We start from the raw sequence: 23,925 nt of genomic DNA on the forward strand, positions 1-23,925 counted from the left end.
TATGAAAGTAGTCCGGTGGGTACATACCGCATATGGTGTACTAGTATTTGCAGTACTGTTCGCGCTTGTTTGCCCGTTGCTGGCGATCCCCATTGTTTTTCCGGCCACCTTCCGGCTGGTGGGCGTGGTTAACCGTTGGTGGGCGCGCCTCATGTTCATCTTCATCGGCATGCCCTACCGGGTGGTGTACCGGCGGCGGCTCGACCCGAAGCGCCAGTATGTTTTTTGTCCGAACCACTTTTCGTACATCGACATTCCCGCCATGGGCCTCAACCACCTGAACGCGATTTTTGTGGGCAAAAGCGGCATTGGTAAAATACCTGTGTTCGGCTACATGTACGAGCGGCTGCACATCACGGTGGACCGCCAGAACATGCGCAGCCGGTATACCTCCGTAAAACGGTCGCTGGAGGCGATAGACGAAGGAAAAAGCCTGGTGATCTTTCCGGAAGGGGGCATCATCACGCTCAAAGAGCCCGTGCTGGCGCGTTTTAAGGACGGCGCCTTCCGGGTGGCCATCGAGAAACAAATTCCCATCGTGCCTGTCACGATTCCATACAATTGGATAATTTTGCCGCCGGATCAATTCCTGCTGCGGTGGCATCCGCTGCACGTGATCTTTCACGAGCCGATCGAAACCAAAGGCCTCACCCTGGAGGATGTCGGCACTCTGCGTGAAAAGACATTTGCCGTCATTGCCGCCGAGCTGCAACAACAGCTGCAGGGAAAGGCCGTGGCTTTGCAGCACACAAACGTTCACAACTATGAAGATCGACCGCGCACTATTGGATAAGATCGCTCACCTGGCCCGCCTCGAATTTGACGAGAAAGACGCGGCCAAGATGATGCAGGATATGACCGCCATCGTTGACTGGGTAGAAAAACTGAAAGAGGTCGATACGGAGGGCGTGGAGCCCCTCACTACCATGAGCCACGAGATCAACGTGCTGCGCGAAGACGAGGTGAAAGAACACCTTTCCCACGAGCGTGCCCTGCGCAACGCACCCAAGAAAGACTCCGACTACTTCCGCGTACCCAAGGTGCTGGAATAACCCCGCTGCATGCAAGCCCGCTTTTTCTGGAAACTATGGCCCCAGGGCGAACGCCGCTTCTGGTATGGCACTGCTTTGCTTTTTGTCGTATCCCTGTGCTTCCTGTGGTTCTCCTACTTCCGGGGCCTGGACGGCGTCGTGACCTGGGACAACGTGCAGGAGCAAAAGGTCGTCGAGATCAACGTACATATTTTTCGTCTCGGCCCGTTTCAGCTCCAGGTGCCCGCCGAGAGCTATGTCGTTTTTGATTATTTCAATGGCAGCGTGCTGACGCCCAACACCGCGGCGTCGTATCTCTTCCTGGCCGTGCTGGCCCTTAGCCTGACCGTGCTGATCACTGTCGTCAGTACGATGGAGCGTTTTTGGTTCCTGGTGGCCATGGGCGTTTTTATATTGATACTGGTCACGTTGCGCTGGGAGGTGCTGGGGTTGCTGGGCCTGTATAACCGCATCCCTGCGATGGCCGTGCTGCTGCTCTATACCCTGCCGGCATTTTACTTTGCACGGTTTGCCACGTCTACCTCGTTGGGCTTGCGGTTGCTGGTATTTGCCGGCATCACGGCGTTGCTCGGCGGCCTGGTCGTTGCGCTGTCGGCGGTGGAGCAACCGCTTTATCACCTGGCGGTAACGGCCTATGCGCCGGCGCTGGTACTGTCGGTATTGTTTATTATCCTGGTGGCCCACGAGATCTTTGCGGGCTTCCTGGCGATCACCAGCCAGGGCTCTTCCAGGAGCTTGCGTCATTTCAGCCTCCTGGCCCTGATCTATTTTGCCAACCTGGTCATTACATGTTTGTACCGGTTGGAGGTGATCGACTGGAGCTTTGTATACATCAACCTGTACCTGCTGCTGACGGTGTCGGCGGTGTTGGGGATCTGGGGTTTCCGCCACCGCGAGCCGATCTATGCCGGTATAATCGCGTTCCGGCCTGCCGGTGCCTGTTTCTATCTCGCCCTGGGCGCGATCTGCTTTGCTACGGTCGGGCAACTGCTGGGCAATGCCAATGACCCCGCGCTGGAGATCGTGGGCGATGCCATCATCTTCAGCCACACGGCCTATGGGGTCATCTTTGTGACCTATATCTTCTCGAATTTTATCCTGATGATGGCCCAGAGCATGCCGGTGTACAAGGTGCTGTACAATCCCAACCGCATGCCGTATTTTACCTACCGCCTGGCGGGTACCATCGCCATGCTCGGATTCGTCTTTGTGTCCGACTGGCACGTATATGTATACAACGGCGTGGCGGGTTTTTACAACGCTACGGGCGACCTGTACGCGCAGCTCGGCGACGAGCGCTATGCGCAATCGTTCTACGAGCAGTCCAGCCACTACGCACCCTACAGCAACCGTGCTCATTATGTGCTGGGCACGATGAAGGCCGCGCAGCTGGATTTTGATGGCGCGCAACAAGAATACAACGCCGCCAACCTGGTCAATCCCACGGCGTACTCGCTGGCCAACGTGGCCAACCTGCTGTCGTGGCAGGGCGATACGTTCGGCGCCATCGAGTCGTTGCGGCTGGCGCAGCGGCAGATGCCCAACTCCGGCCCGATCTTAAACAACCTGGGCCGCGCGTATACGGCCACGCATAACATCGATTCGTCGCTGGTATACCTCAGCCGCGCGAAAGATAAAGCCATATCAAGAGACGCCGCCGAGACCAACTTCTTTGCGCTGACTGCCGCCGAGCGCATACCCTTCTTCAAGACCGACTCGACGCTCACGGCCTTTGGCGCCCGCGCGCCCGGTACGCTGGCCAATGCGCTGGCGCTGGCCTCGCTTTACCGCGACACCCTGCGCCAGGACATCCGTCCGCTGGACAACAAGGTGCTGACCCTCCAGACGGCCACGCTGCTGAACAACTATATACTATACCATGTGCGGTCGTTGGACTCGACGTTCCTGAACGAAGCCTATCGCATCGCCGCCGACTCGCTCAATGCCGCGTACAGCGAAGCGCTAAAGGCTACACTGGCGTACGGCTATTATCACCAGGGTAACATCGCGCGTGCCTTGCAACTGCTGGCCGAGCAGGTATACCTCAGCCAGGCGCACCAGGGCAAGTTCAATTACATCATGGGCCTGTGGGCGCTGGAGCAGGGTGACCCCGAGCGGGCTTCCAGCTATTTTACCTACGCCGATACCTACGACTACAAAGACGCCAGGTTCTATAACGCCATTGCGTTGACCGAAGCTCACAGCCCCGAAGCGCTGGCGGCGTGGTACGTGGTGTCAACCGGCCCGGACGAGAACCAGCGGGCCATCGCCGCCAGCATCCAGAAGATCCTGGCACTACCCGTACAATTTGCCCTGGAGCTGAACGACGCCGAGAAGTACCAGTTCTGCCGGTACCGGTTGGACCTGCCGGACTCTGCTCTCTTCGACCGGCTGGCCAATACGTTTGAGAATGCAAACTACAAAGCGCAGGCGCTGTTAGACAGAAGCCGCCGCTATTACCAGGCGGAGCAATTCGTTCCCGCGATCAAGCTCTTTCAACGCATTGCGGGGCTGGAGCTGACCGATGCCCTGTTATACGACGACGTGCAGCATTTTGAGCTTCGCATGCTCGCGGCCCGCCGCGAGTTGCGCGCCCTGGCCGGTCAGATCAACAAAGGCGTTACGTTTGGCTACCGTCGCCCGCTGGAGAAAATGTTATACACGGCATTGCTAAGCGAATCAAGTGGCGATACCACGAAGGCCAGGCAGCACTATGCGGTGCTGGCCCGGTATAATCCGTACTATGAGGAGGGCATTCTGGCGGCCGCTGATTTTTACCGTCGCCATCATCCGAAAGACACGCGGCCTTATCATATTTTATCCGAGGCGATCCAGGTGAATGCCAACTCGTACCGGTTGTTGAAAGCGTATGCCGAGGAGGCGCGGCGGCAGGCGCTTGATGAGTATGCTGTCAGCGCGGAAGAGCGAATGCGTGCGGTACGGCCTTGAGGCTTTAAAGGCATGAGAATTTGTAAGATTCAGTAAATCAGGGTTTTGTAAATGAAAAAAGGCGGGCTCAGACCCGCCTTTATTTCTGGCGCAAGTTGCCAGGTGATTTTATATGATTTCTTTAACCTTCATTTCTTTATCTTTTAGATAAAACTACACAAAATCCATGACTTTTGAAAGCCACCCCGTCGTACTCCCTTACGAAGCAACCTTCTCCATTCTTTAACGGATTAAACTCTCCAATAGTTTTACTGATAAACGAAGCGTTCAGTATTTTCTCGTCATAGCGGAAATCGAGATACAGTCCGTTTGCCATACGCGAGAGCTCAAACAGGTGCTGCTCATTCGTTGGTAAATTAAAGTTGAACTTTCTCTCCTCCTTCTTTAGGAAACTGTGTCTTGTCCCGCCGTTCAATTCAATGGCGTACTCTGTATAATTCTTTCCGTCCGCATTCGCATTGTTATACAGGCCCGGATCGATCTCTTTCCCATCGATTATAAAGGATGTCACTTTTCTATATGAATTGGCATCTAAAACGGCGTAAAACTTGTTGATGAACGAGAACGTCCCCTTGGTGTCCACCGGGATGATCTTAGCGCTTGTTGTCAAATTATAGGATAAGTACTCGATCCCGTTTTCTTTTTCGAGCTTAACATTATCGAAATAGAATTTAAAAGATTCAAAATAGTATTCCTCTCCCGGATGGAGGATCGTATCCAGGATCGCTTTAGTGATCTTATCTTTAATGGCTGGAAAATTTTTCGTATGAAGAGCATGCATCAATCGCTCCCACTGCCTCGACAGGTACCCCGGATCCTGCTTTCCCAAATATTCATCGCTGAAAATTACTTTCCCCAATTCTTCCTGGAAGAGACCTGTGAATTGGAATGATTTCAGGACCGCAGCAAAAATGCCGGCACCTAAGATTGCCGAGCCGCCACTTTGCAAAACGCTGCCGATGATCCTTACCACCCGGTCGGAAAAAGGATAATGCAGAGGCGCGGGTTCTCCGTTGATCAGGATCAGCTCTCTGGGGTAATATGATTCAATCAGATAACCACTCAGTAACATGATTATTCCCAAGGCAAAGAATAGCCACGGCAGGTTTGTCAAGAGCCACTTTTTTGTTTGCATATGATCACTCACAACGTTCGTTGCAGATTGGTAAATCGATGTCCGGTAATGGAATTTTAAATTAGATATTTTTGGCGATATATGTATTACCGATTCCGGAGCATTTTTGGTAACGGTCATGTTAAAGGTAGCTTTTTTCAGAGCGCGATCATGGCTATTGCGCGGATCTACGCTTTCAGCGATCAAGGGAGGAGCCCGTTCGGGCACATATTGGCCTGCGATCCGGTAAGGGCAGGAGGGAAGTATCCGATTATTTCTCCTGCAAATCGTTTAGCAGGCTCTTCAATTTTTCAAGGTGGTTGCCGTAGAGCTTTTTGAGATACCAGTTGGCCAGCCACGTGCTGCAAAAGAAAAAGACGCCCGCCAGGACGGCCAGGTATACCAGCGTGCGGGGTTGTATCAGTAATTCAATGAACCGATCCATGCCGCGCTCCAGCGCGCCAAACAGCAGGCCCAGGCCAAAGTAGATGGGGTATAAAATGGTATAGCTGCTTTTATATACTTTCAGGTAGCTCGACAGGTTGTCGATCAGACGTTCGAGTGTTTCGCGCAGGTTTTCGGTGGCCGGGTTGAAACGGTTCAGGATCGTGATCTTTTTGATGTAGTAGATGGTGTATACCACAAAGACACCCAGGATCGAAACCGACGTCCATTTCAGCGCGCCGCTGGACAGCGTGAGCGCATACGACAACAAGACAATGCCCGTGATCAGGGTGATGATTAGCTCGAACCACACGTTGCGTTTCAGCTTGTCGACAATGGAGCGACTGTTGCCTCTGAGCATGCGCGCGATCTCCGCTTCGTCCTTCGGTTGGAAGGCAGCGTCGTTCTGGCGCCATATACTTTTTAGTTCATCCAGTTCTTCCATGATTACGGGAGCATAAGTTTTCGGAGCTTTTCGCGGATGCGGTTCATGCGGACCCGCACGTTGTTTTGGGTGATGCCGATGGTTTCTGCGATCTCATCGTAGGGTATTTCTTCCAGCGCCATCATGATCATGGCGCGCTCGATCTCCGAGAGCTGCCGGATGGCCCACTGCAACTTTTGAAAGTCTTCTTCGCGGTCGTCGGCCGCCCAGCCATCCGAAATGTTCATGTGTACCTCCTGCATGGTCTCGGTGCGTGGCAGACGTGTTTGCTTGCGGAAGCCGGAGATGGCCGTGTTCAGCGCGATGCGATACATCCAGGTGGTGATCTTGGCTTCGCCGCGGAACGACGGGAACGACCGCCACAGTTGCAACACGACTTCCTGGAACAGATCATTCCGAACCTCGGGGTCGTGCTCATACATAAAACAGATCTTATGGATGAGTCCCTGGTGCTGGTTGATCAGATCAATGAATTTTTTTTCGTCGTCGCTTGCCAAGGGTGTTCGGTCGTTGGGTAAAGATAACACACCGGTTGGCAAAAAAAAGAACCCGCTCCGGGGCCAGGCGTAGAGGCCCTGGGGAGCAGGTTCAAACCGCTGTAAAAAACACGTCAGATCACGCGGTCTACTCAGTCGGGGTCTTGTGTATAAAAAGCCGGTTACAGGCTGTTGAGGTACAGGTGCAGGGCCTTCAGCTCGAGGTCGGTAAACTCCTTGGCCATGGTCCAGGGCATTTCGTCCGGCTTCAGGGTGTGGCCTTCGGGCGTCTTGCCAGTACGCAGTGTGGCGATAAACTGCTCGTCACTCCACTTACCCGGCCGGCCGCTCGAAGAGATATCCATTACCGGTGGGAAGCCCGGGGCAAGGGGCTCGCCACCCTTCATATTTTCACGATGGCAGCCCTGGCAGGACGTAGACAGGTATTTGCCATACGCCACCGAAATTTCGGCCTTTACTTCTTTTACCAGCGGGCGTTGGTGGTCGATCATCTCCGCCGGCAGCAGGGGTAGCTGGCCCAGGTCGGTCAGCACGTAGCCGATCGGCCCGAGGCTGTTGCCTTCGGGAAACCCGCGGTCTACCGGCGCCAATTGCGCGCAGTAGGAAATGATGGCGCCCATATCCTGTTCGGTCAGGAACGTAAATTCGTGTGAAGGCATAAAGAGCAGCGGTTTGCCCTGGCGGTTGACGGCGTGCTTCAGGGCGCGTACCCAGTCCGTAGTAGAATAATCGGCGGGCAGGCCGCCTTTGCCCTTTGTCAGGTTCGATGCGATGAGGTGGCCCAGGGCCGGGTCGTCAACAAATACTTTGCCGCCCAGGTCGGCGCCGTGGCACTCGGTACAACCTTTGGCTTTGGCCAACCGGCCGCCCAAGGCGAGAATGGCCGAGTCGGACGAGATCGGTACCTGCTGCACGTCGACGGCGTAGTTTGTATTGCGGCGACCGTTTACGCTGATATAGGCCTTTGTTAAATAACCTGCGATGACAACAACGACGATGCCGAGGATCATGCCGGCGATCTTAATAATCTTGCGAAACATAATGTCTGTAAGTGTTTTTAAAAATGGGTTGCAAGATATACGGCGAGGGGGCCTTGCAGTTGTACGACAGCGGGAGCGAACCCTCCGCGAAACGGAATATCCGTATTAAAATGCATTTACGGCGTTGTTATACAGGTTTTTAACACTCCTACATAATGATGCAGTTCACCCAACCTTGCGGCGGATGCTCCGTTATACGGAGCATCTAACCGACCCATGATCACCGCACAACAGACCTTGTCCTACAACGATGTACTCTCCTGCCTGCGCACGGCGCCGGAGACCGATGAATTTGGCTTTACCCGCCGCGTGGCAAGCGACCAGACCTGGGGCCGCTGGGAGGAGCGCCTGCTTGTGGGCGACCACTATCGTCTGGCCAACATCAAAGCGGAGCTGACAGACACGGTACGGTTTCAGTTTGTAGACGAGCACATGCTGCACAGCCTGAACATCTGTGCCGCGCTGGACGGCAACATTGCCCTGCACCTGCCGGGCAGCGGTCTGTCTGCGGGCCTGCAAACACGTCGCCACCACGCGGTGCATTCCTGCGAGCCGGCCTATACATTGACCATCCCCGGCATGGTGAACGTACTGCACCTTTCAATAGACTGTGATTATTATACCGGTTTGCTTTGCGACCAGGAGCGCTGGATGGCTCAACTGAAAGAACGGCTGTTGAATAAAGAACAGGTGCTGCAGGGCGATGCCGAGTTAAAACTGGAAATGGCGCAGGTGATCCAGCAGCTCTGTAACAACCCGCTGCGCGGCACGCTCGGAAAATTGATGACCGAAGCAAAGATCCTGGAGCTGGTGGCGTTGCAGCTGACACAGTTTGCCAACAGCGTTACACCCCACACTACACCGCGCACACCGGTCTTGCGTCCCGCGGACCGCGATACGTTCCATGCCTTGCGAGACTACCTCGATATACACTTTGCCAGCGACCTGTCGCTGCGCTCTCTCTCGCGTACCTTTGGACTGAATGAGTTCAAGCTGAAGAAAGGTTTTAAAGAGCTATTTCAGACAACAGTCTTTGATCATATCCACAGGCGCCGCATGGAGCATGCGCGGTATTTGCTGGCCGATCAGAAAATGTATGTACACCAGGTGGCGAACCTTGTGGGGTATAAAAATGCCAATCACTTTTCCACCGCGTTCAAGCGTACCTTCGGCGTAAAGCCCACGAGCCTGGGCTAAGGCTTACCACTCTGCCGCGGGATCGATGCGGAACACTTCCGACATCTCTTCCAGCAAGTGTGCCAGGTGCTCGGTGTGGCGGCCTTGCCGGCCGCCGAGGCGTGGCGTCAGGCTGCCCCAGGCGGGAAGCGACAGCTGCGTGGGGCGCAGTACTTCTTCCACGACTTCCTGCCACCGCAGATACAGCGCCTGCTCGCCGGCAAAGATGCGTGCATCGATGAGCTCGTCTTCATACGGCGACGGCTCGAATATACCCAACGCATAGGGTAAGGCATATTCCAGCGAATGTTGCAGCCGCGTAATGCTTTCTTCGGTCGCCGAGCCCAGCTGGCGGATCCACGTATTGGCATGCAGCGTATGGTAGCGCAGCTCGCCGCGGATCTTTTTGGACAGTTCCGCCAGCGGTATATGCGATGACTGCGTCAGCATCTCGAAGCGCAGCGCCTCCGCGGTATCAAACAGGAAGTGACGGATCAGGCTGAAGTCGTATTCACCGTTCGGCAGCTCGACCAGCTGGCAGTTGCGAAACAGCGAAGCCTCGCGCATGAACGCGACGGTATCCGGTGGGGGTTCACCCAGGGAGTTCAGCATTTGATACAGCGCATAGCTCTGGCCCACTTTGTCCTGGGCCATCGAAGAGAAGGCGATGTCTTCTTCCAGCAGCGGGCCGAACCCGGTCCATTCGGAATTGCGATGGCCGATGATGAGTTGATCGTCGGCGATCTTGTATAAAAGCTCTTGCAGGGCGGTCATGGAGATACGGGTTGGTTAGCGCGGGGTGTCGAGAAAACGCTGGAGCTTCTCACCACCTTTATAGGCAGCGGCGTCGCGGAATTTTTTGTCGGGCAGGGTTTGCCAGAAGTCCTGCTCTTCCGGTGATGTAAACCGGATGGCACGACGATCCATCGCCCAGAAGGCATACGGCATAGGTGTTGTCGTACATTGCCGGTGCGCCAGGGCAAGTGCTTCCTGCGGTGAGGTGGCTTCGATCGCCCCTGTTTGCACGGCTTGCTTGCCGCGCCTGGGCAGTTGGAAGATCTCGAAGGTGGTGAACGTCGCTGCTTTGTCGGCCATGTCATGCATGGGGGGCGATTGCTCGTCGGGCGCGAAGACATGTACGTCGTGGGTGTCTGCAACAAACAGGGAAGAACATGTAAAGCGGCGTGTAAAAGCTTCTTTGGCGAGCACGTACGCCATTTCCAGACCGGGCGCATGAACGGGGCCTTCGTGGCGGAATGGTTTACCCGGCGCCGGTTGTACAAAGACTTCAAACGTACTGAATTGATCCAACGGTGGCTTGGTCGGATTGTCGGTTTGGGGAAGCCGGCCGACGCGTGGGTCCAGTGATTTTATCGGGTCTGATTTCATGGCGCTTTTCTGAAACTTTCAGTAACTTGATTACGTGTTTGTGTAACACAGCTATGAAATACCTGGACTTTCTTTGGGCGTTGGATATGATGTATCGGTATTATCCGAAATATCATTCTAATGAATTGCTGTTGCTGGCCGACGACATCCTGAAGTGGTTCAACAACGAGCTGCCCGAAGATAGTAGTGCCCTGATATACCTCAAGAGCTGCTATAATTCTCCTTATGATGCCCTGATGGCGGTGTGGAAAGAGATCCTCCTCATCAGCGACACATTCCTTCTCTTCCGGCGAAATTGACACGCTACGCCAACGGCATACTATATACCGCGCGCGGTGAGCGCAGTGCTTCGCGCACCCAGCGGCCGCGTGCTTCGGCAATTCGTCGGACCTCCAGTCGCTCGCGGTTGCAGGGGCCGTCGCCCTGGATCACACGCTTAAACTCTTCCCAGTCGGGTTCGGTATAGTTCCATACGCCCGTCCCGGGATTCTTGGCCAGCTTGGGATCGGGTATGGTAAATCCGAGCTCGAGGATCTTGGGCACATACATGTCCAGGAACTGGTTGCGCATGGCGTCGTTGGTGGCCATCTTCACTTTCCACTTCATGAGGATGCGCGTATGATCGGAAAGCTTATCGGCCGGACCGAAGAAGTGCATCATGGGCTGCCACCAGCGGTTCAGGGCCTCCTGGAACATGGCGCGCTGTTGCGGCGTGCCGGCGGCCAGGTAAATGACACAATGGTGACCATATTTTAAGTGGAAGGACTCTTCGGCACAGATGCGCTCCAGCGCGCGGCAGTAGGGGCCATAGCTCCCCTTGGCGTTGGCCAGCTGGTTTACGATGGCGCCGGCATCGACCAGCCACGAAATAAAGCAGGCGTCCGCCCAGGTGTAGGCCGGGTAGTTAAAGATGTTGGAGTATTTGGATTTGCCGCTGATCAGGTCGGTGATCATTTCCTCGCGGGTCTTGCCGAGTGTTTCGGCGGCGCTGTACAGCAGCTGGGCATGGCCTACCTCGTCCTGCACCTTGGCCATAAGCGACAGCTTGCGCTTAAAGCCGGGTGCACGGGTGATCCAGGTGCCTTCCGGAAGGGCGCCGATGATCTCGCTGTGCGCATGCTGTTCGATCATGCGGATCAGCTGCCGCCGGTACAGGGCGGGCATCCAGTCTGTAGGTTCAATCTTTTCCCCCAGGGCGATACGAGCCTCGAATGCCTGCAGCCGCCCGGGATCCTCCGACGCCACCGTGTCGGCACCGGCGCCATCAAAAGTGGTTCCTCCTCCGTACATAAAGCTGTAATTTCTTACTATTTACAACTTTAAAACGATTGCGGCAAACAGTTGTTAGTGAAAGCGGGCTAGTTCTTTTTGAGGCCGTTGATGAGCATATCGGCCAGTTGGTAGCCGAGTTGCGAAGGGTCGATGGCTGATCCCGGATCGTACCACATGGGCATCCAGTTCAACGATGAGAACAGTGTCATCACCGCCAGCTTCTTGTCGATGGAGTCTTTGAATTCGCCCTGTTGCACACCTTCTTCGATAATGCTCTTGAAGCGATTAATGTAATTGATACGCATCAGCAGGAAGTCGCGCAGGTACGGCTGGCTGAGGTGGCGGTGCTCGTTCATAAAGACAGCCGAGGCCGTCAGGTCTTTTGCCATTACCTGGATGTGACCGATAATGCCGTTGCGAAGCTTTTCGCTGGCGGGTGCCTTTTGCTTTTCAACGTCGTCCAATGATTTCCTGAACTCGGCGGCCATGTCGAAACACAGGCTGCGCAGGATCTCTTCCTTTGATTTGATGTGTGAGTAGAGGCTGGCCGCTTCAATGCCCAGCAGTTGCGCGAGGTCACGCATCGAGGCTGCGGCATAGCCTTTATCTTTGAAAAGCTCGGCGGCTTTCCGGATCACTTGCTCTTTCCTGGATAAGTTTGTCGTGGCGTCACTCATGTCATGTCAAAGATATACAATATCAGTTCTTAAAAGTAGGGATTTGAATGGTTGCACAGAAGGAAACAACCGGAAAAAAATAGAGGGGTGCAGGTAACGACTGTTAGTTAAAAATGCAACGCCCCGGCACTGGGTGTAAGGCCGGGGCGTTGTACACGTATGCATATAGGGAACCTCAGAAGATCACACCGAAGCTGAACGCATTCAGGTCGGGGCCCTTGCCATCGGTAAAGAGCTTGTTGATGTCGTAGTTGAAGAACAGGTCTGTCGAGTGAAAGCCGATCTGTAACCGGGCGCCATAGCGCAGGTTGTTGAGGTAAAAGTTATTGCGCTCTTTGTCTTTCTCGCGATCGCCGTCTACCGAGTACACCAGCTTGGAGTGGCTGCCGATGCGGTAACCGATATAGGGGCCGATGCCGATGCGAAAGGCGCTGCCACCCTCCCACACGCGCGTACGCTGGTCGTTGTCGTCGAGGTCGATCATCGGAATGAACGATGCCATGATATACGAGGCGGATAGTTTACTCTTCTTGTAGGTGGCATCGGGTATATCTGCCGCGGTAAACGTTACGCCGTCATCGGTTTCCGTAATGAGCACGTCGTCGTCCTGGAACTTGAAATTATACCAGCTCAGGCCGAGGGCCCACTCGAGGAAGAAGTTGCGGCCCACGCGCGAGCGCTGGGTGGACCAAACCCCCACATACCACGAGCCCCAGGGACGTACCGCATACTTTTCGTTGCTGGCGTCGGAGAAGCTGCCGTCAGACATATAGTTGTTGATGCCCACGTCAAAGTTTGTCGACTGCCAGGTGCGACCCCAGCGGCGGCCGTGCACATCGATGTGAATGTCGACGTGTTCGTGCTCGCCGTCGCTATAAGAGCCACCGTCGCTGTAGGTGCCGCCTTCGCGCGGGTTGCCGTTCTCGTCGTAGCGGCTGTCGCCTTTGCGCGTCCAGTATACTTCTTCGCTGTCGGTCGAATGCGCCGTGTCGTTGCGCACCAGCGCGGACGTGTCGTTGGCTTCGAGCTTGGTGAGCACATCGTGAAAGAGCTGGTTGAAGTTATAGTGCTTCAGCTGCTGGATGTCGCTGCGGTCGCGGATGGTGAAGATCACGCGGCTCGTCCTGGCAAGCTCAACGATAATGGTGTCGTTCTTTTGTTCGGGGGCCTGGGCCTGTGCTACTGCAGAGAGTATACACGCCAGTATACATACGGCTGTTGTTTTCATACACTCGTTACTTGTTTTGTCCACGTTTATCATTCTTGAAATTCAGCGCCAGAATCTCATTCTTTTTCAGCCGCAGATCGCCGATCGGGTCCTGGTTGGTCTTCAGGTCGCGTGCTTTCTGCAGCAGCTTTTTAAACGTAGATGCGTCTTTGCCGTCTTCGGTTGCTTCGCCTAAACTATTTTTATCGAGGTATGCTTCTGTTTCACTTGCGTTAAATACCAATGTCATACTACGCTCGTGTACAAGGGCAGGCGCAGTGGTCTGCGTCGTGACCGTAACCGGCGCAGGGGCACCGGTCGATGCCGGGGTGTGGGCATCGGCTACCAACGGCGCTTCTGTGTGCGCCGGTGTGACGGTGGCAGACACCGGAGCGGGCGTAAGGGTAACGCGCGCCGGTTGCGTCGCCGTTTTTCCTGTGTGCTTCGGCGCGACGTTGTTTGCCGTATAGGTATCACGTTGTTCCGGCGACGTTGCCGGGATGGGTACGACCACCGGTGCTGTTTTTTCGGTGGCCGCGGTATCGACCTTTGCCGGTGCCGGCGTTTGTATGTACGGTGTTGTGGCCGGGGTATTGCCCTGGTCGGCTACGGGGCCGGTGGCAGTATCGCGATGCCAGTATAAATAGATGGCAGCACCCGCCGCCAGGGGCAGGAGGATGGACGCGGCGATCTTCCAGGTGAATGTCCGGCGTACCGGCGGCTGGAGTCCCTGGCTGATGCGGTCCCAGGCAGCCGGGGGTACCGGCCGTGAAAGACCGGACAGCTTATCGCGAAATAATTTGTCAGGTTGTTGATTCATGATTGCTGGCTTTTTGGTCAGACGGCCACGCGTGCTCCGTCAATCTCTTTTGCAGGTATACCCGTGCGCGGCTTAATTGTGACTTCGAGGTGTTCTCGGTAATGCCGAGCTGCTCGGCAATCTCTTTATGTGAATATCCATCCACCGCATACAGGTTGAATACGATGCGGTACCCGGTGGGCAGCTCATGGATGAGGTTTTGCAGGTCTTCGGCTTCGAGGTGATCCGACAGATGATGATAGTCGGGTTCGTGGGAGGCGTATTCCAGGTCGGTTTCCAGGTACATGGACCGGTTGCGGCGCAGGTGTGTAAGGGCTTCGTTCACCACGATGCGGCGGATCCATCCCTCGAAACTGCCTTCCTGCTTGAATTGCCCGATCTTGTCAAAAACCTTCATAAACGCCGTTACCAGTACGTCTTCGGCCTCCATCGGGTCCTTGACGTACCGGTAACTGAGCGCGTACATTTTCGGCGCAAAGGTTTCATACAGGTGTTTCTGTGCGCTTGCGTCACGCCTTAAACACCCCCGGATAAGCTCATCTTCTTTTGCGCGGTAGATCTTGAGTTCCATTTAGTGGTACACAACGAAGATGCAACTTTACTGCCGGGGGTTGCACGGCCATTTTTATTTTTTTATTCATCCTCCGTCACCTCCGGATTGCCGCGGTGTTCCACGCTGCTGACAAGATCTTTCTTGATTTGCAGGTGCTCGGTGACGTTGACCTTGGCCGATGACGCTCCGCTCACGTCCACGGAGGCATCTTTTGTCGTGAAGCGATACGCTTCCAGCGACGACAGGCCGCTGAGGTCGGCGTTCAAGGTATTGCCGTTGCCCTTCAGGTCCAGGTCGCAGGCGCCGGAAAGATCGAGTGTCAGGTCCAGGGCTTCCATTTCGCCATGGCCGCTGATCTTGCCACTGAACTCGATGTTCATGTGCTCGGAACGAAAGCCGGTAAAGCGCACGGTACCTCTGCCGCTGGCGCTCAGGCTTTCCAGGGCGGGCAGCGTCAGGCGGATCTTCACGTCCTTTAAAAGATCGTTTGCATGAAACCCGCCCTCGTTGTCGTAGTCGATGAGCAGCGTGTTGTCGTGCTGCTCTACGCGGTAGTTGGCCTTTTCACTTTGCGAGTCGTCAATTTCCAAGGAATATTTATCGCCGCGGGTAATTTCCAGGTCGAACAGGCCGTCGATCTCCACGTCGGTGATATTGTCGCCGGGCGCAGGATGCAGCGCATCGGCCGCCGGTGCCGATACCGGAGTAGGGCAGCTCAGGCACGAGAGTCCGTCGGGGGTCATGCGCCAGGTTTCATTGTCGAGCGCTTCGGTTTCGACGAACTGCGTGATGAACCGCGCTACGTCTTCGGTCATGGTGAACGGATAGTCGTAGGGGATGAACAGCGTCATCTTGAGGTTTTGGGCGCGGAAGATCGCGTCTTTCTTAAAGGTCACGTTAGAGTCGAAGGTAAAGATCGAGTCTTCCACGGCCACATGGTAATCCACCATCTGGGCGTTTTCAATCGCTGCCTTGCGGCTGCTGCCGTGGGCTTCAAATTCCTGCACCAGTTTGATCTCTTTGCCGTTGTAGCCTTGCAGCGACAACGAGATCTCGTCGTAGTCGTCCATGCCGGTTTCGTTCAACCGGAACACGGCGCGTTTTGCATTGATCGGATACAGGGTCTCTACCCGGTGCGTGCCTTCTTCTTTGAAATCAAAGAGTAATTTGGGTACACCCAGGGTCAGCGCCACGATGCTGACAAAGAACAATACAAACAGGGTCCATCCGGCAGGGCCGGCAAAGGTAATGCGTTTAGACACCGCTGAAGCTCCTAACAGGATGATGAAGATACAGGGGATGAAGCAGGCTACAAATCCGGCGATCACGATCCAGGCGGGGAAGGCCCGCGTCATGGCCTCTACCGGCAGTGTAAAGTGCTCGCTGGCGAAGGTGGCCGTAGACAAATAGCCCAGGGTAATGCCGGCGGTGAGCAGTGTTGCGAAGGCCAGGGCAACGCCCAACAGGATAATAACGATGCCGACGGCTACACGCAACACTTCTACCAGCGGGCCAATGATCTTTGCCAGGGCCAGCAGCAGTGCTGCCAGCACGCGGAAGGGCAACAGCAGGATCTTCGCCGCGGCGCTTTCCTCCTTATCGGGATCTTCCTTTAAATTTTTTTTTATGGTCGACTCGATGTTTGAAAGCGTCACCGGCTCCCCCTGCATCTGCATCCGTTCCGTCAGGCTTTTGGCTTCCGGCACGGCAATCCACAAGACGATATATACGACCAGGCCCAGGCCACCGGTAACGGTGAATACGACGAAGAGCACCCGTACGAGCAGGATGTCGATGCCCAGGTACGAGGCGATACCCCCCGAGACACCGCCCAGCACCTTGCGATCGGGATCGCGGAACATTTTCTTGTCGATCTGCGGCTCTTCCAGCGTGTACGAGCCCGGCAGAACGATCCACAACACCAGGTAGACGACCACGCTCAAGCCATACGCAAACGCCATGACGGCAAAAAGCAGGCGGACCCAGATCGGGTCGATGTTAAAGTAATTTCCCAACCCTGTACACACCCCTCCCAGGATCTTGCGGCGCTGGTCGCGCATCAGCGGCCGTGGCGTGGAGGTAGCCTGTTGGCGGTTACTATCGCCGCCGGCGTTGTCGTTGGCGCCGCCGGCTGTGGCAAATGTATTTCTGGCCTGCGGGGGATCTTGTTCCTCGGCGGCTTTGAAATCGCTCACGCTGCCCATGGTGGTCATCAGGAACGTGACGTCCTCTGCCGTGATCACCTGTTTGCCCTCGTTTAGCTTGGAGAGAAAGATCTCGGCAATGCGCCCCTCGATATCGGCCATGATCTCGCTGCTGTCATCGAACGATGAGAAATACTTGGTGATCGAGTCCAGGTATTTGCGCAGGGTATCGTAGCCATCTTCTTCGATGTGGAAAATGATGCCGCTGATGTTTATGCTGATGTTCTTTTTCATATGGTCTCGGGGCGTGAGATATTAGTAGATTTATTGGTGATGGTTTGTGTAGAGTGGACCAGCTCGTCCCAGGTTTCTGTCAGCTTTTCCAGGAACTTGCTGCCGCGGTCCGTGAGCGTGTAATACTTACGCGGGGGGCCTGACTTGGACTCGATCCACTTGTACTCCAACAGGCCGGCATTCTTCAGCCGGGTGAGGAGGGGATAAAGTGTCCCTTCTACGACAATGATCCGCGCGGCCGTAAGCTCATCGAGCATGTCTGACGCATACACTTCGCCGCGCGAAATGATGTGAAGGATGCAGTACTCCAATATTCCTTTTCTCATTTGTACTTGCGTGTTTTCAAGGTTCATACATCCCGTTGTTTACTATGGTATTATTAACGAAAGGGTACTATGTATGGCCAAGTACTTGTCGCGGAAACTTAAAAAAGCGCATTTTTAAGCTAATTTCGAAGAAAAAATTTTTTTAAGTGCTTTGGCGGACTTCACAGTCCGGTAAAAAATGTCCAGAAGTGTACACGCTTTCTGACAAAACCGTACAGCCTTCAGTCCGCCGGGGAAGCTGTATCAAGGAGCTGTGGCTGGACAAAGGTACGGGCCTATAAGCTTGCCTCCGGAAGCCTGTGTTGCATGCTCTTTTCTTACTTACGTTTTGACTTTACACGGTATTCATTTCTGTTTCCCTCAGCGTGTATTATTTTAGGGTTTGCATGAGAACGAGTATTGCGGTATTGGGTGTGCTTTTGGCTTCTATGCTGTCGGCATATGGTCAGATCGGCAACGAGTGGATCAATTTCGGCCGACCCTATTATCGCATCCCGGTCGGCAAAGACGGGATTTACCGCATTGACTACAACGCCCTGCAGGCCGCCGGTATTCCCGTGGGTGCCGTCGATCCGCGCACGCTGCAGCTTTTCCACCGCGGGGCCGAGCAGGCCCTGTACATTGCCGGCGAGGCCGACGGCCAGCTTCAGGCCTCCGACTACCTCGAGTTTTACGGCCAGCGCAACGACGGCACGCTCGACGCCAGTTTGTATAAGCCGGCTACCTTTCAACCGCACCAGTACTACAATATCTTCAGCGACACCTCCGCCTACTTTCTGACCTTCGGTGCGATGCCGGGCAAACGCATGGAGCAGCGCGCGCCGGCCGATCCCGGACTGGCGCCCAACGACTACCACATCGATGAAAAGTTATTGGTGAACACCAATTTTTATTCGACGGGCACGGACTACGGCGCCGAGCTGCAGAATACGTATTTCGACCAGGGGGAGGGGTGGACCGGTACACAGCTGAACCTGGGCCAGTCCGCGGATTATACCCTTACGGGAATTCAAAACATGGCGACAAGTTCCGGCCTCCCGCAGCTGGAAGTGCTCCTGGTAGGACGGGGCATGATGGATCACCGCGCCGAGATCTACGCCGGCGGACGCCTGCTGACGACGGTGACCTTTTCGGTCTTCAATACACAAACGGTCACGCAGGATATAGCCTGGAGCGATATCGCCGGCAGCTCTCTCACCGTGCGGGTACGGGTGATCGGCGTCGCGGCGTCAGACCGCCTGTGTGTGTCGTACGTCCGGCTGCGGTATCCGCAGACGATAGATGCTGCGAATGCTACGGAGAAGATCTTCCGGCTGGCGGCCAGCGGCACGAACGTTTCCAATATAGCGATACAACGCACCGTTGCCGGCACCCGGTTGTTTGATATTACCGATCCGGACAACGTCGGGATCATCAGCACCACCCCGGCAGGGGCCACGCTGAAAGCATCGGTACCCGGCACGACGCAATCCCGCAAGCTGCTGGCCACGACGCTTACCGCCACGGCCCCGGTGCGGGCAGTATCGTTTCGGGAGATCACACCGACGGCGAATAATTTTGTCATCATCAGCCACCCCTTGCTGCGCACACCGGCGGGTGGTTACGCCGACCCTGTAAAAGCCTATGGGGGATACCGGGCATCTGCGGAAGGCGGTGGCTACGATACGATCGTAGTCAACATCGATCAGCTATACGACCAGTTTAACTATGGTGAGAAATCGCCGCGGGCCATCTTTCAGTGTATGAAGTACTTTGCGCAGCGCCATCTGCCCAGGTATTTGTTCCTGATCGGCAAAGGGTTGGATGCGAGCTATGCGTACAACCGGGGCCCGACGCCGTTTAAACTCTACAAAGACCTGGTGCCCTCTTCGGGTATGCCGGGTTCGGACGCCTATTACACCGTCGGCCTCGCCGGCACGACTCACAGCAACGCAGTGGCCACGGGGCGGTTGACGGCCATGAAGCCCGACGATGTCGCCGCGTATCTCAACAAAGTGATCGAGACGGAAGCGCGTCCTTTTGATGACCTCACGCGCAAGCACATCCTTCACCTGAGCGGCGGTATCGAGGTTGGCGAGCCGGAACGCTTTCGCGGTTTCCTGGAAGACTTTGCCAGGATCGCCAAAACGTATTACCTCGGTGGCCGCGTGTCGGCCATCGCCAAGCACTCGGTAGACATCGAGCTGATCAACATTGCCACCGAAGTAAACAAGGGCCTGGGCCTGGTAACGTTCTTCGGGCATTCCTCGCCGAGCACACTCGATTTTGATATCGGCTTTGTGACCGATCCCATCATGGGCTATAACAACCCCGGCAAGTATCCCATGCTGCTCATGAACGGCTGCAACGCCGGGTCTTTCTTTCTGTACTCCAAGTTGTTTGGCGAAGACTGGGTCATGGCCCCCCGAAAAGGTGCTGCCGGCTTTATCGCCCACAGCTCGTACGGCTTTGTGTCGAATCTCAGGAGTTACACCGAGACCGTGTACGAGGTAGGCTTCGGCGATTCGACCTATATATACAAGGGGATCGGCGACATTCAGCGCGAGGCAGCCCGGCGGTACGTACAGGAGAACGGTGACTATATCGGCATCACCACGCAGGGGCAGCAGATGATCCTGCTGGGTGACCCGGCAGTGCCGCTGTTTGGAGCGCCCAAACCCGACCTGGAGATCAACAACAATAACTTCTTTATTTCGTCTTTCGACGGCGGCCCGGTGACGACGCAAACAGATTCATTTGCCGTGCGCATGATCGTACGCAACTTTGGCCGCGCGCAGCAAGATACCATCCGCATCGAAGTGAAACGCTACCTGCAGGACAACTCCGTCGTGGTATACGATTCATTATACCCCTCAGCGTTATACAGCGACACCCTCACCCTGGTGGTGCGCAAGGGGCGTGAGTCGGGTGGGGGCAACAATCGCTTTGACGTGACGATCGACCCGGAGAATGTCCTGGCGGAGCTGAATGAAAACAATAACTCGGCGTCCATCGAGTGGCTGATCCCGTTGAACGGAACACGCAATCTCTTTCCCGGCAACTTTTCCATTGTGCATACCGCCTCCGTTGACCTGGCCTGGCAGGCCACGGACCTGCTCTCGGGCAAGCGGTCGTTTATCGTGGAAGTAGACACCGCCTATACCTTCGACAGCCCCTATAAAAAACAATTTACGCTGGAAGGCACCGTGCTGGCACGGCAAACATGGCCCATGCTGACGGCCGACACGCTGGTATATTACTGGCGCACGAAACTGGCCGAACCACTGGCCGGCGAGAACGATGCCTGGACCACGACCTCCTTTACCTATATAGAAGACGGTCCGGAAGGATGGGCGCAGGTCGAGTTTCCCCAGTACCTGGAAAACGCGGCCGAAGGCCTGGTGCAGAATGCCACAGCACGCCGGCTGAGCTTCCGCGAAACGGTAACGCCCTTTGCGGTGCGGAACATGGGGAGCAGCTATCCCGGGGGGTCGGCGCAAACGGTCAGTGTAAAGATCGCCGGCGCGGAGTATAATCTTTTTACACAGGGGTTCTCCTGCCGGATGGGGACCCTCAACCTGATCGCTTTTGACAGACGCTCGACAGTGCCCTACATCGGTGTGCCGTTTACCTGGCGCAACCGCGCCGGGCGGGCGTGTGGCCGTGAGCCCTGGGTGATCAATAGCTTCACGTCTACAGAGATGGTGACCGGGAAGAACGATGACCTGATCAAGTATGTCGATAACATCGCCCCGGGCGATTCTGTACTGTTATATACCATGGGCAATGCGTCGTACAACCTCTGGCCCGCGGCGGCCAAGGCCAAGCTCGGCGAGCTCGGCTTGTCGCTGGCGCAGCTGAACGTATATACGTCGGGTGAGCCGATGATCGCGGTCGGCCGCAAAGGCCTGGCGCCGGGCAAAGCGAAAGTGTATCGCGCCACAGGGACACCCCTCAACCAGAAGGCGCTTGAAGTAAGCGGCACGATCACCGGCGGCTACAGCTCGGGCAGCATGCAGACGGCGCTCATCGGCCCGGCCGTTGCCTGGAACTCGTTTGTGTTCGACCCGGAGGCATTGGCCGCGGCCGATGTGGCGGTAGCCGACATCCGGGGGGTGAAGCTCACTGGAGAAGAAACCCCGCTGTGGACCGGCCTGACAACCGACCAGGACCTGACCGGCGTAGACGCCACGCAGTATCCTTACCTGCGCATTATCTACCACACGGCCGACGATGTAAACCTCACGCCCGTACAGCTGCGGCAGTGGCTGGTGCTCTATACCCCCGCGCCCGAGGGGTTGCTGGTGTACCGCGGTGAGGCTATTCCCCACGTACTGAACGAAGGCGACGCCTGGCCCGGCGCCTATAGCTTTGTCAACATCAGCGACAAAACCTTTAGCGATTCACTTACGGTGCAATACGAGCTGTTTAACCAGGACCAGCGGTTCTCGCAACGCGCCGCCATGAAGATCGCCCCACCGCCACCGGGCGATACCACTCACTTTATTGTTAGTATTCCCACGGCCGACCGGCAGGGACTGAACGACGTGAATGTGTATGTAAACCCACACATCCTGCCCGAGCAGTATTACGAGAACAACCTGCTGGGCCTGCCCGGCTACCTCAACGTGCGGAAGGACATGCTTAACCCCGTACTGGCCGTCACCATCGATGGACGCCACGTAGAGAATGGTGACTTTGTATCGGCCAACCCGCTCATCGCGGTACGGATATGGGACGAGAACCGCATTATCCGAAAGACCACCCCCGAGGGCATTCGCATGTTCCTGACATACCCGTGTGCTACCGAACCCTGTACGCCCGTGCAGGTCACCCTGGAAAGCGATTCGGTCACGTGGCAATCTGCGACAGCGACAACCGACTTTACCCTGCAGCTGACGCCACGCAATCTACCCGACGGCAAGTATACCTTGCAGGTAGAGGCGGCCGATGCGCGCGACAACAGCAGTGGCGGGAATCCTTATTTGGTAACCTTTACCGTCACGACAGAAGAGGCTTTGACGGTGTCCGAACCGTACCCCAATCCGTCGTATGGTGATGTATATTTCCGCGTAGTGCTGTCGGGGCAGACGTTGCCGGGTGATATTTCGCTGGACATCATCGATGTCAATGGCAAACAGGTAGCGGTGTTCCCCCGCGAGGCATTTGCAGACTTCCACATCGGCGTTAACCGCTTGCGGTGGGACGGTCGCGACCTGGCTGGCAATGTACTGCCGGTAGGTGTTTATATCTATAGATTGCGGATTGCAACAGAAAAGACGGGTGTGAGCCGGAATGGCAAGATCCTGTTGCGTCGTTAGGCAGGACCTATTCTTTTTCGTCGGCTACCATCTGAAAGAGGGGCCGCTTTTCGATCGTGGGCTGGACATCTATTTCGCGGATGTCTTCGCGATTTTCTTCCAGGAATCTGTTATACGTGGCTACGATGGCGTCGTAGTCGTCGCGGTAAATGTATACACGCTGGTCGGCCATGCGGATCTCGTCGGCCAGTTTTTGCAGCGTAGAGTTATACTGAAATTGCGGTTGCGATTCCGCCATCGTGATCAGCTCGGTTACGAGCGAGTTGGATGCGAAGTCGTATTCTTCTACTACATCCGCGTTAGCCATGGTCTTCTGCGTGTAGCGCAGGCGCAGCAGCTGCTCGAGGCGTTGCTCATAGGCCTCGAGTTGTTCGGGGTCGGCCGATGCGGACACCGTCAGCTCGTGCAGCAGGTTGTGCATGGCCTTTATTTTCTGGTTGTCGTCGTGGATCATGATGTTCCACGCCTGTAGCATGCTGTCCTGTAACCCCAGGTAATAATCCGTCAGCGAATCCAACCGCGTAAAGGTCGTTTGCTGGCGCGGCGCGTTCCTGTCACCGCAATTCAGCAGTGTCAACACGCAACCGGTGATCATGATACCAGAAAAGAGAGATCTCATAACTCGTTATAGTGGGCTCAGGGTGAGATACGATGCAAAGAAAGAAAATGTTGTTGAGGTTCAGCGCGTTTTGGTAGATAAGTATGATTTCGTGGAATTTTAAACGATTCAGGGGCCTGATTTATAAGGTTTTAAACTGCTCAAAAGCCTCTCTGCAATCGTGGCAGTAATGAATCGAACGGCAGCGCGTAGCACCAAATAAATTTCGCAGCTCGGTGTTATTGCCCTGACAACGCGGACACGTAGCTTTTTCCAGTATATCCAGGTCGGAGACCAGCCCCGGTGCCGGCGGTGCCAGCCCAAATTCCCGCAAGGCGCGTCGGCCTTTTTCCGAAATGCGATCGGACGACCACGGCACATGATATTGTACCGCAATGTGTACATCGTGTACGTGGTGGCGCGCCAGGGCTTCGGTAATTTCCTGCTGCATCAGGTCCAGCGCGGGGCAGCCGACAAACGTCGGCGTCATTTCGATCTGTACCTGTCCGCCGTGTATCGCTACCGAGGTGATCACGCCCAGGTCTACCAGCGACAATACCGGGATCTCAGGGTCTTTTACCTCCTCCAGCCATTGGTATATTTCCGGAACGGTGGGCATGTGCATGTG

General features: G+C 55.6%; 21 protein-coding genes. 6 read left to right on the forward strand and 15 right to left on the reverse strand.

Annotated features, from left to right (window positions below; translation table 11 throughout):
* Position 1: 1 nt before the first annotated feature.
* The 3 genes from KK078_RS23220 to KK078_RS23230 are packed head-to-tail and all read left to right on the forward strand — an operon-like array spanning position 2 to position 4,001.
* Positions 2 to 793, forward strand: a complete 792-nt coding sequence (locus KK078_RS23220; RefSeq protein ID WP_254092715.1) for a lysophospholipid acyltransferase family protein — start codon at positions 2 to 4, stop codon at positions 791 to 793.
* Positions 765 to 1,052, forward strand: coding sequence for an Asp-tRNA(Asn)/Glu-tRNA(Gln) amidotransferase subunit GatC (gene gatC, locus KK078_RS23225; protein WP_254092716.1), 288 nt, complete (start codon positions 765 to 767; stop codon positions 1,050 to 1,052). The genes KK078_RS23220 and gatC overlap by 29 nt, the downstream gene beginning before the upstream one ends.
* 9 nt (positions 1,053 to 1,061) lie before the next feature.
* A complete protein-coding gene (locus KK078_RS23230) occupies positions 1,062 to 4,001 on the forward strand; it encodes a tetratricopeptide repeat protein (protein ID WP_254092717.1) in 2,940 nt (979 codons plus the stop codon).
* Between the two features lie 136 nt (positions 4,002 to 4,137).
* On the opposite strand, the gene KK078_RS23235 is transcribed toward KK078_RS23230, so the two are convergent.
* The 4 genes from KK078_RS23235 to KK078_RS23250 all read right to left on the reverse strand — a co-directional run bounded on the left by KK078_RS23235 (position 4,138) and on the right by KK078_RS23250 (position 7,541).
* Positions 4,138 to 5,322 (reverse strand): hypothetical protein, encoded by a 1,185-nt coding sequence (locus tag KK078_RS23235; protein ID WP_254092718.1) that lies wholly within the window; start codon positions 5,320 to 5,322, stop codon positions 4,138 to 4,140.
* A 64-nt stretch (positions 5,323 to 5,386) separates the two neighbouring features.
* Complete coding sequence (locus tag KK078_RS23240) at positions 5,387 to 6,004, reverse strand: hypothetical protein (protein WP_254092719.1); 618 nt, start codon at positions 6,002 to 6,004, stop codon at positions 5,387 to 5,389.
* A gap of 2 nt (positions 6,005 to 6,006) precedes the next feature.
* Positions 6,007 to 6,501, reverse strand: a complete 495-nt coding sequence (locus KK078_RS23245) for an RNA polymerase sigma factor (protein WP_254092720.1) — start codon at positions 6,499 to 6,501, stop codon at positions 6,007 to 6,009.
* A gap of 161 nt (positions 6,502 to 6,662) precedes the next feature.
* Positions 6,663 to 7,541 (reverse strand): c-type cytochrome, encoded by an 879-nt coding sequence (locus KK078_RS23250; protein ID WP_254092721.1) that lies wholly within the window; start codon positions 7,539 to 7,541, stop codon positions 6,663 to 6,665.
* 216 nt (positions 7,542 to 7,757) lie between these two features.
* On the opposite strand from KK078_RS23250, the gene KK078_RS23255 reads away from it, so the two are divergent.
* Positions 7,758 to 8,738: a helix-turn-helix transcriptional regulator gene (locus KK078_RS23255; protein WP_254092722.1), complete on the forward strand. Its 981-nt coding sequence runs from the start codon at positions 7,758 to 7,760 to the stop codon at positions 8,736 to 8,738.
* Positions 8,739 to 8,741: 3 nt separating this feature from the next.
* Here the strand turns inward: KK078_RS23255 and paaC are convergent, their stop codons facing one another.
* Entirely contained in the window at positions 8,742 to 9,491 is a 750-nt protein-coding gene (gene paaC, locus KK078_RS23260; protein ID WP_262898776.1) for a 1,2-phenylacetyl-CoA epoxidase subunit PaaC, read from the reverse strand.
* Between the two features lie 15 nt (positions 9,492 to 9,506).
* Positions 9,507 to 10,106, reverse strand: a complete 600-nt coding sequence (locus tag KK078_RS23265) for a phenylacetic acid degradation b (RefSeq protein WP_254092723.1) — start codon at positions 10,104 to 10,106, stop codon at positions 9,507 to 9,509.
* A gap of 53 nt (positions 10,107 to 10,159) precedes the next feature.
* Between KK078_RS23265 and KK078_RS23270 the strand changes: the two genes are divergently transcribed.
* Complete coding sequence (locus KK078_RS23270) at positions 10,160 to 10,405, forward strand: hypothetical protein (RefSeq protein WP_254092724.1); 246 nt, start codon at positions 10,160 to 10,162, stop codon at positions 10,403 to 10,405.
* A 4-nt stretch (positions 10,406 to 10,409) separates the two neighbouring features.
* Here KK078_RS23270 and paaA read toward each other — a convergent pair whose 3' ends face one another.
* The 7 genes from paaA to KK078_RS23305 all read right to left on the reverse strand — a co-directional run bounded on the left by paaA (position 10,410) and on the right by KK078_RS23305 (position 17,426).
* Entirely contained in the window at positions 10,410 to 11,396 is a 987-nt protein-coding gene (gene paaA / locus KK078_RS23275; RefSeq protein WP_254092725.1) for a 1,2-phenylacetyl-CoA epoxidase subunit PaaA, read from the reverse strand.
* 68 nt (positions 11,397 to 11,464) lie between these two features.
* A complete protein-coding gene (locus tag KK078_RS23280; RefSeq protein ID WP_254092726.1) occupies positions 11,465 to 12,055 on the reverse strand; it encodes a TetR/AcrR family transcriptional regulator in 591 nt (196 codons plus the stop codon).
* A 175-nt stretch (positions 12,056 to 12,230) separates the two neighbouring features.
* Positions 12,231 to 13,283 carry a hypothetical protein gene (locus tag KK078_RS23285; protein ID WP_254092727.1) on the reverse strand — a complete coding sequence of 351 codons (1,053 nt, stop codon included), beginning with the start codon at positions 13,281 to 13,283 and terminating at the stop codon, positions 12,231 to 12,233.
* Between the two features lie 7 nt (positions 13,284 to 13,290).
* Positions 13,291 to 14,082, reverse strand: coding sequence for a hypothetical protein (locus KK078_RS23290; protein ID WP_254092728.1), 792 nt, complete (start codon positions 14,080 to 14,082; stop codon positions 13,291 to 13,293).
* Entirely contained in the window at positions 14,066 to 14,653 is a 588-nt protein-coding gene (locus tag KK078_RS23295; RefSeq protein WP_254092729.1) for an RNA polymerase sigma factor, read from the reverse strand. Before KK078_RS23295 ends, KK078_RS23290 begins: the two co-directional genes overlap by 17 nt.
* Before the next feature lie 62 nt (positions 14,654 to 14,715).
* Positions 14,716 to 17,073: a PspC domain-containing protein gene (locus KK078_RS23300; protein ID WP_254092730.1), complete on the reverse strand. Its 2,358-nt coding sequence runs from the start codon at positions 17,071 to 17,073 to the stop codon at positions 14,716 to 14,718.
* The gene (locus KK078_RS23305) at positions 17,070 to 17,426 is read right to left on the reverse strand and encodes a PadR family transcriptional regulator (protein ID WP_254092731.1); all 357 of its coding nucleotides are present in this window, start codon (positions 17,424 to 17,426) and stop codon (positions 17,070 to 17,072) included. The genes KK078_RS23300 and KK078_RS23305 overlap by 4 nt, the downstream gene beginning before the upstream one ends.
* Positions 17,427 to 17,785: 359 nt before the next feature.
* Here KK078_RS23305 and porU2 point away from each other — a divergent pair, with 359 nt between their 5' ends.
* Positions 17,786 to 22,699, forward strand: coding sequence for a putative type IX secretion system sortase PorU2 (gene porU2 / locus KK078_RS23310; RefSeq protein ID WP_254092732.1), 4,914 nt, complete (start codon positions 17,786 to 17,788; stop codon positions 22,697 to 22,699).
* 7 nt (positions 22,700 to 22,706) lie between these two features.
* On the opposite strand, the gene KK078_RS23315 is transcribed toward porU2, so the two are convergent.
* Positions 22,707 to 23,318, reverse strand: coding sequence for a LemA family protein (locus tag KK078_RS23315; protein ID WP_254092733.1), 612 nt, complete (start codon positions 23,316 to 23,318; stop codon positions 22,707 to 22,709).
* Positions 23,319 to 23,439: 121 nt separating this feature from the next.
* Complete coding sequence (gene paaD / locus KK078_RS23320) at positions 23,440 to 23,916, reverse strand: 1,2-phenylacetyl-CoA epoxidase subunit PaaD (RefSeq protein ID WP_254092734.1); 477 nt, start codon at positions 23,914 to 23,916, stop codon at positions 23,440 to 23,442.
* Positions 23,917 to 23,925 lie beyond the last annotated feature (9 nt).

This window comes from Dawidia soli (genome assembly GCF_018598185.1).
GTDB classification, from domain to species: Bacteria; Bacteroidota; Bacteroidia; order Cytophagales; family Cyclobacteriaceae; genus Ohtaekwangia; species Ohtaekwangia soli.

What these genes read in the sequence shown, in the direction of transcription:
- KK078_RS23220 (WP_254092715.1), top strand. Translation starts at nt 2, where the DNA reads ATGAAAGTAGTCCGGTGGGTACATACCGCATATGGTGTACTAGTATTT.
- gatC (WP_254092716.1), top strand. Translation starts at nt 765, where the DNA reads ATGAAGATCGACCGCGCACTATTGGATAAGATCGCTCACCTGGCCCGC.
- KK078_RS23230 (WP_254092717.1), top strand. Translation starts at nt 1,062, where the DNA reads ATGCAAGCCCGCTTTTTCTGGAAACTATGGCCCCAGGGCGAACGCCGC.
- KK078_RS23240 (WP_254092719.1), bottom strand. Translation starts at nt 6,004, where the DNA reads ATGGAAGAACTGGATGAACTAAAAAGTATATGGCGCCAGAACGACGCT.
- KK078_RS23250 (WP_254092721.1), bottom strand. Translation starts at nt 7,541, where the DNA reads ATGTTTCGCAAGATTATTAAGATCGCCGGCATGATCCTCGGCATCGTC.
- KK078_RS23255 (WP_254092722.1), top strand. Translation starts at nt 7,758, where the DNA reads ATGATCACCGCACAACAGACCTTGTCCTACAACGATGTACTCTCCTGC.
- paaC (WP_262898776.1), bottom strand. Translation starts at nt 9,491, where the DNA reads ATGACCGCCCTGCAAGAGCTTTTATACAAGATCGCCGACGATCAACTC.
- KK078_RS23265 (WP_254092723.1), bottom strand. Translation starts at nt 10,106, where the DNA reads ATGAAATCAGACCCGATAAAATCACTGGACCCACGCGTCGGCCGGCTT.
- KK078_RS23270 (WP_254092724.1), top strand. Translation starts at nt 10,160, where the DNA reads ATGAAATACCTGGACTTTCTTTGGGCGTTGGATATGATGTATCGGTAT.
- paaA (WP_254092725.1), bottom strand. Translation starts at nt 11,396, where the DNA reads ATGTACGGAGGAGGAACCACTTTTGATGGCGCCGGTGCCGACACGGTG.
- KK078_RS23280 (WP_254092726.1), bottom strand. Translation starts at nt 12,055, where the DNA reads ATGAGTGACGCCACGACAAACTTATCCAGGAAAGAGCAAGTGATCCGG.
- KK078_RS23285 (WP_254092727.1), bottom strand. Translation starts at nt 13,283, where the DNA reads ATGAAAACAACAGCCGTATGTATACTGGCGTGTATACTCTCTGCAGTA.
- KK078_RS23290 (WP_254092728.1), bottom strand. Translation starts at nt 14,082, where the DNA reads ATGAATCAACAACCTGACAAATTATTTCGCGATAAGCTGTCCGGTCTT.
- KK078_RS23295 (WP_254092729.1), bottom strand. Translation starts at nt 14,653, where the DNA reads ATGGAACTCAAGATCTACCGCGCAAAAGAAGATGAGCTTATCCGGGGG.
- KK078_RS23300 (WP_254092730.1), bottom strand. Translation starts at nt 17,073, where the DNA reads ATGAAAAAGAACATCAGCATAAACATCAGCGGCATCATTTTCCACATC.
- KK078_RS23305 (WP_254092731.1), bottom strand. Translation starts at nt 17,426, where the DNA reads ATGAACCTTGAAAACACGCAAGTACAAATGAGAAAAGGAATATTGGAG.
- porU2 (WP_254092732.1), top strand. Translation starts at nt 17,786, where the DNA reads ATGAGAACGAGTATTGCGGTATTGGGTGTGCTTTTGGCTTCTATGCTG.
- KK078_RS23315 (WP_254092733.1), bottom strand. Translation starts at nt 23,318, where the DNA reads ATGAGATCTCTCTTTTCTGGTATCATGATCACCGGTTGCGTGTTGACA.
- paaD (WP_254092734.1), bottom strand. Translation starts at nt 23,916, where the DNA reads ATGCCCACCGTTCCGGAAATATACCAATGGCTGGAGGAGGTAAAAGAC.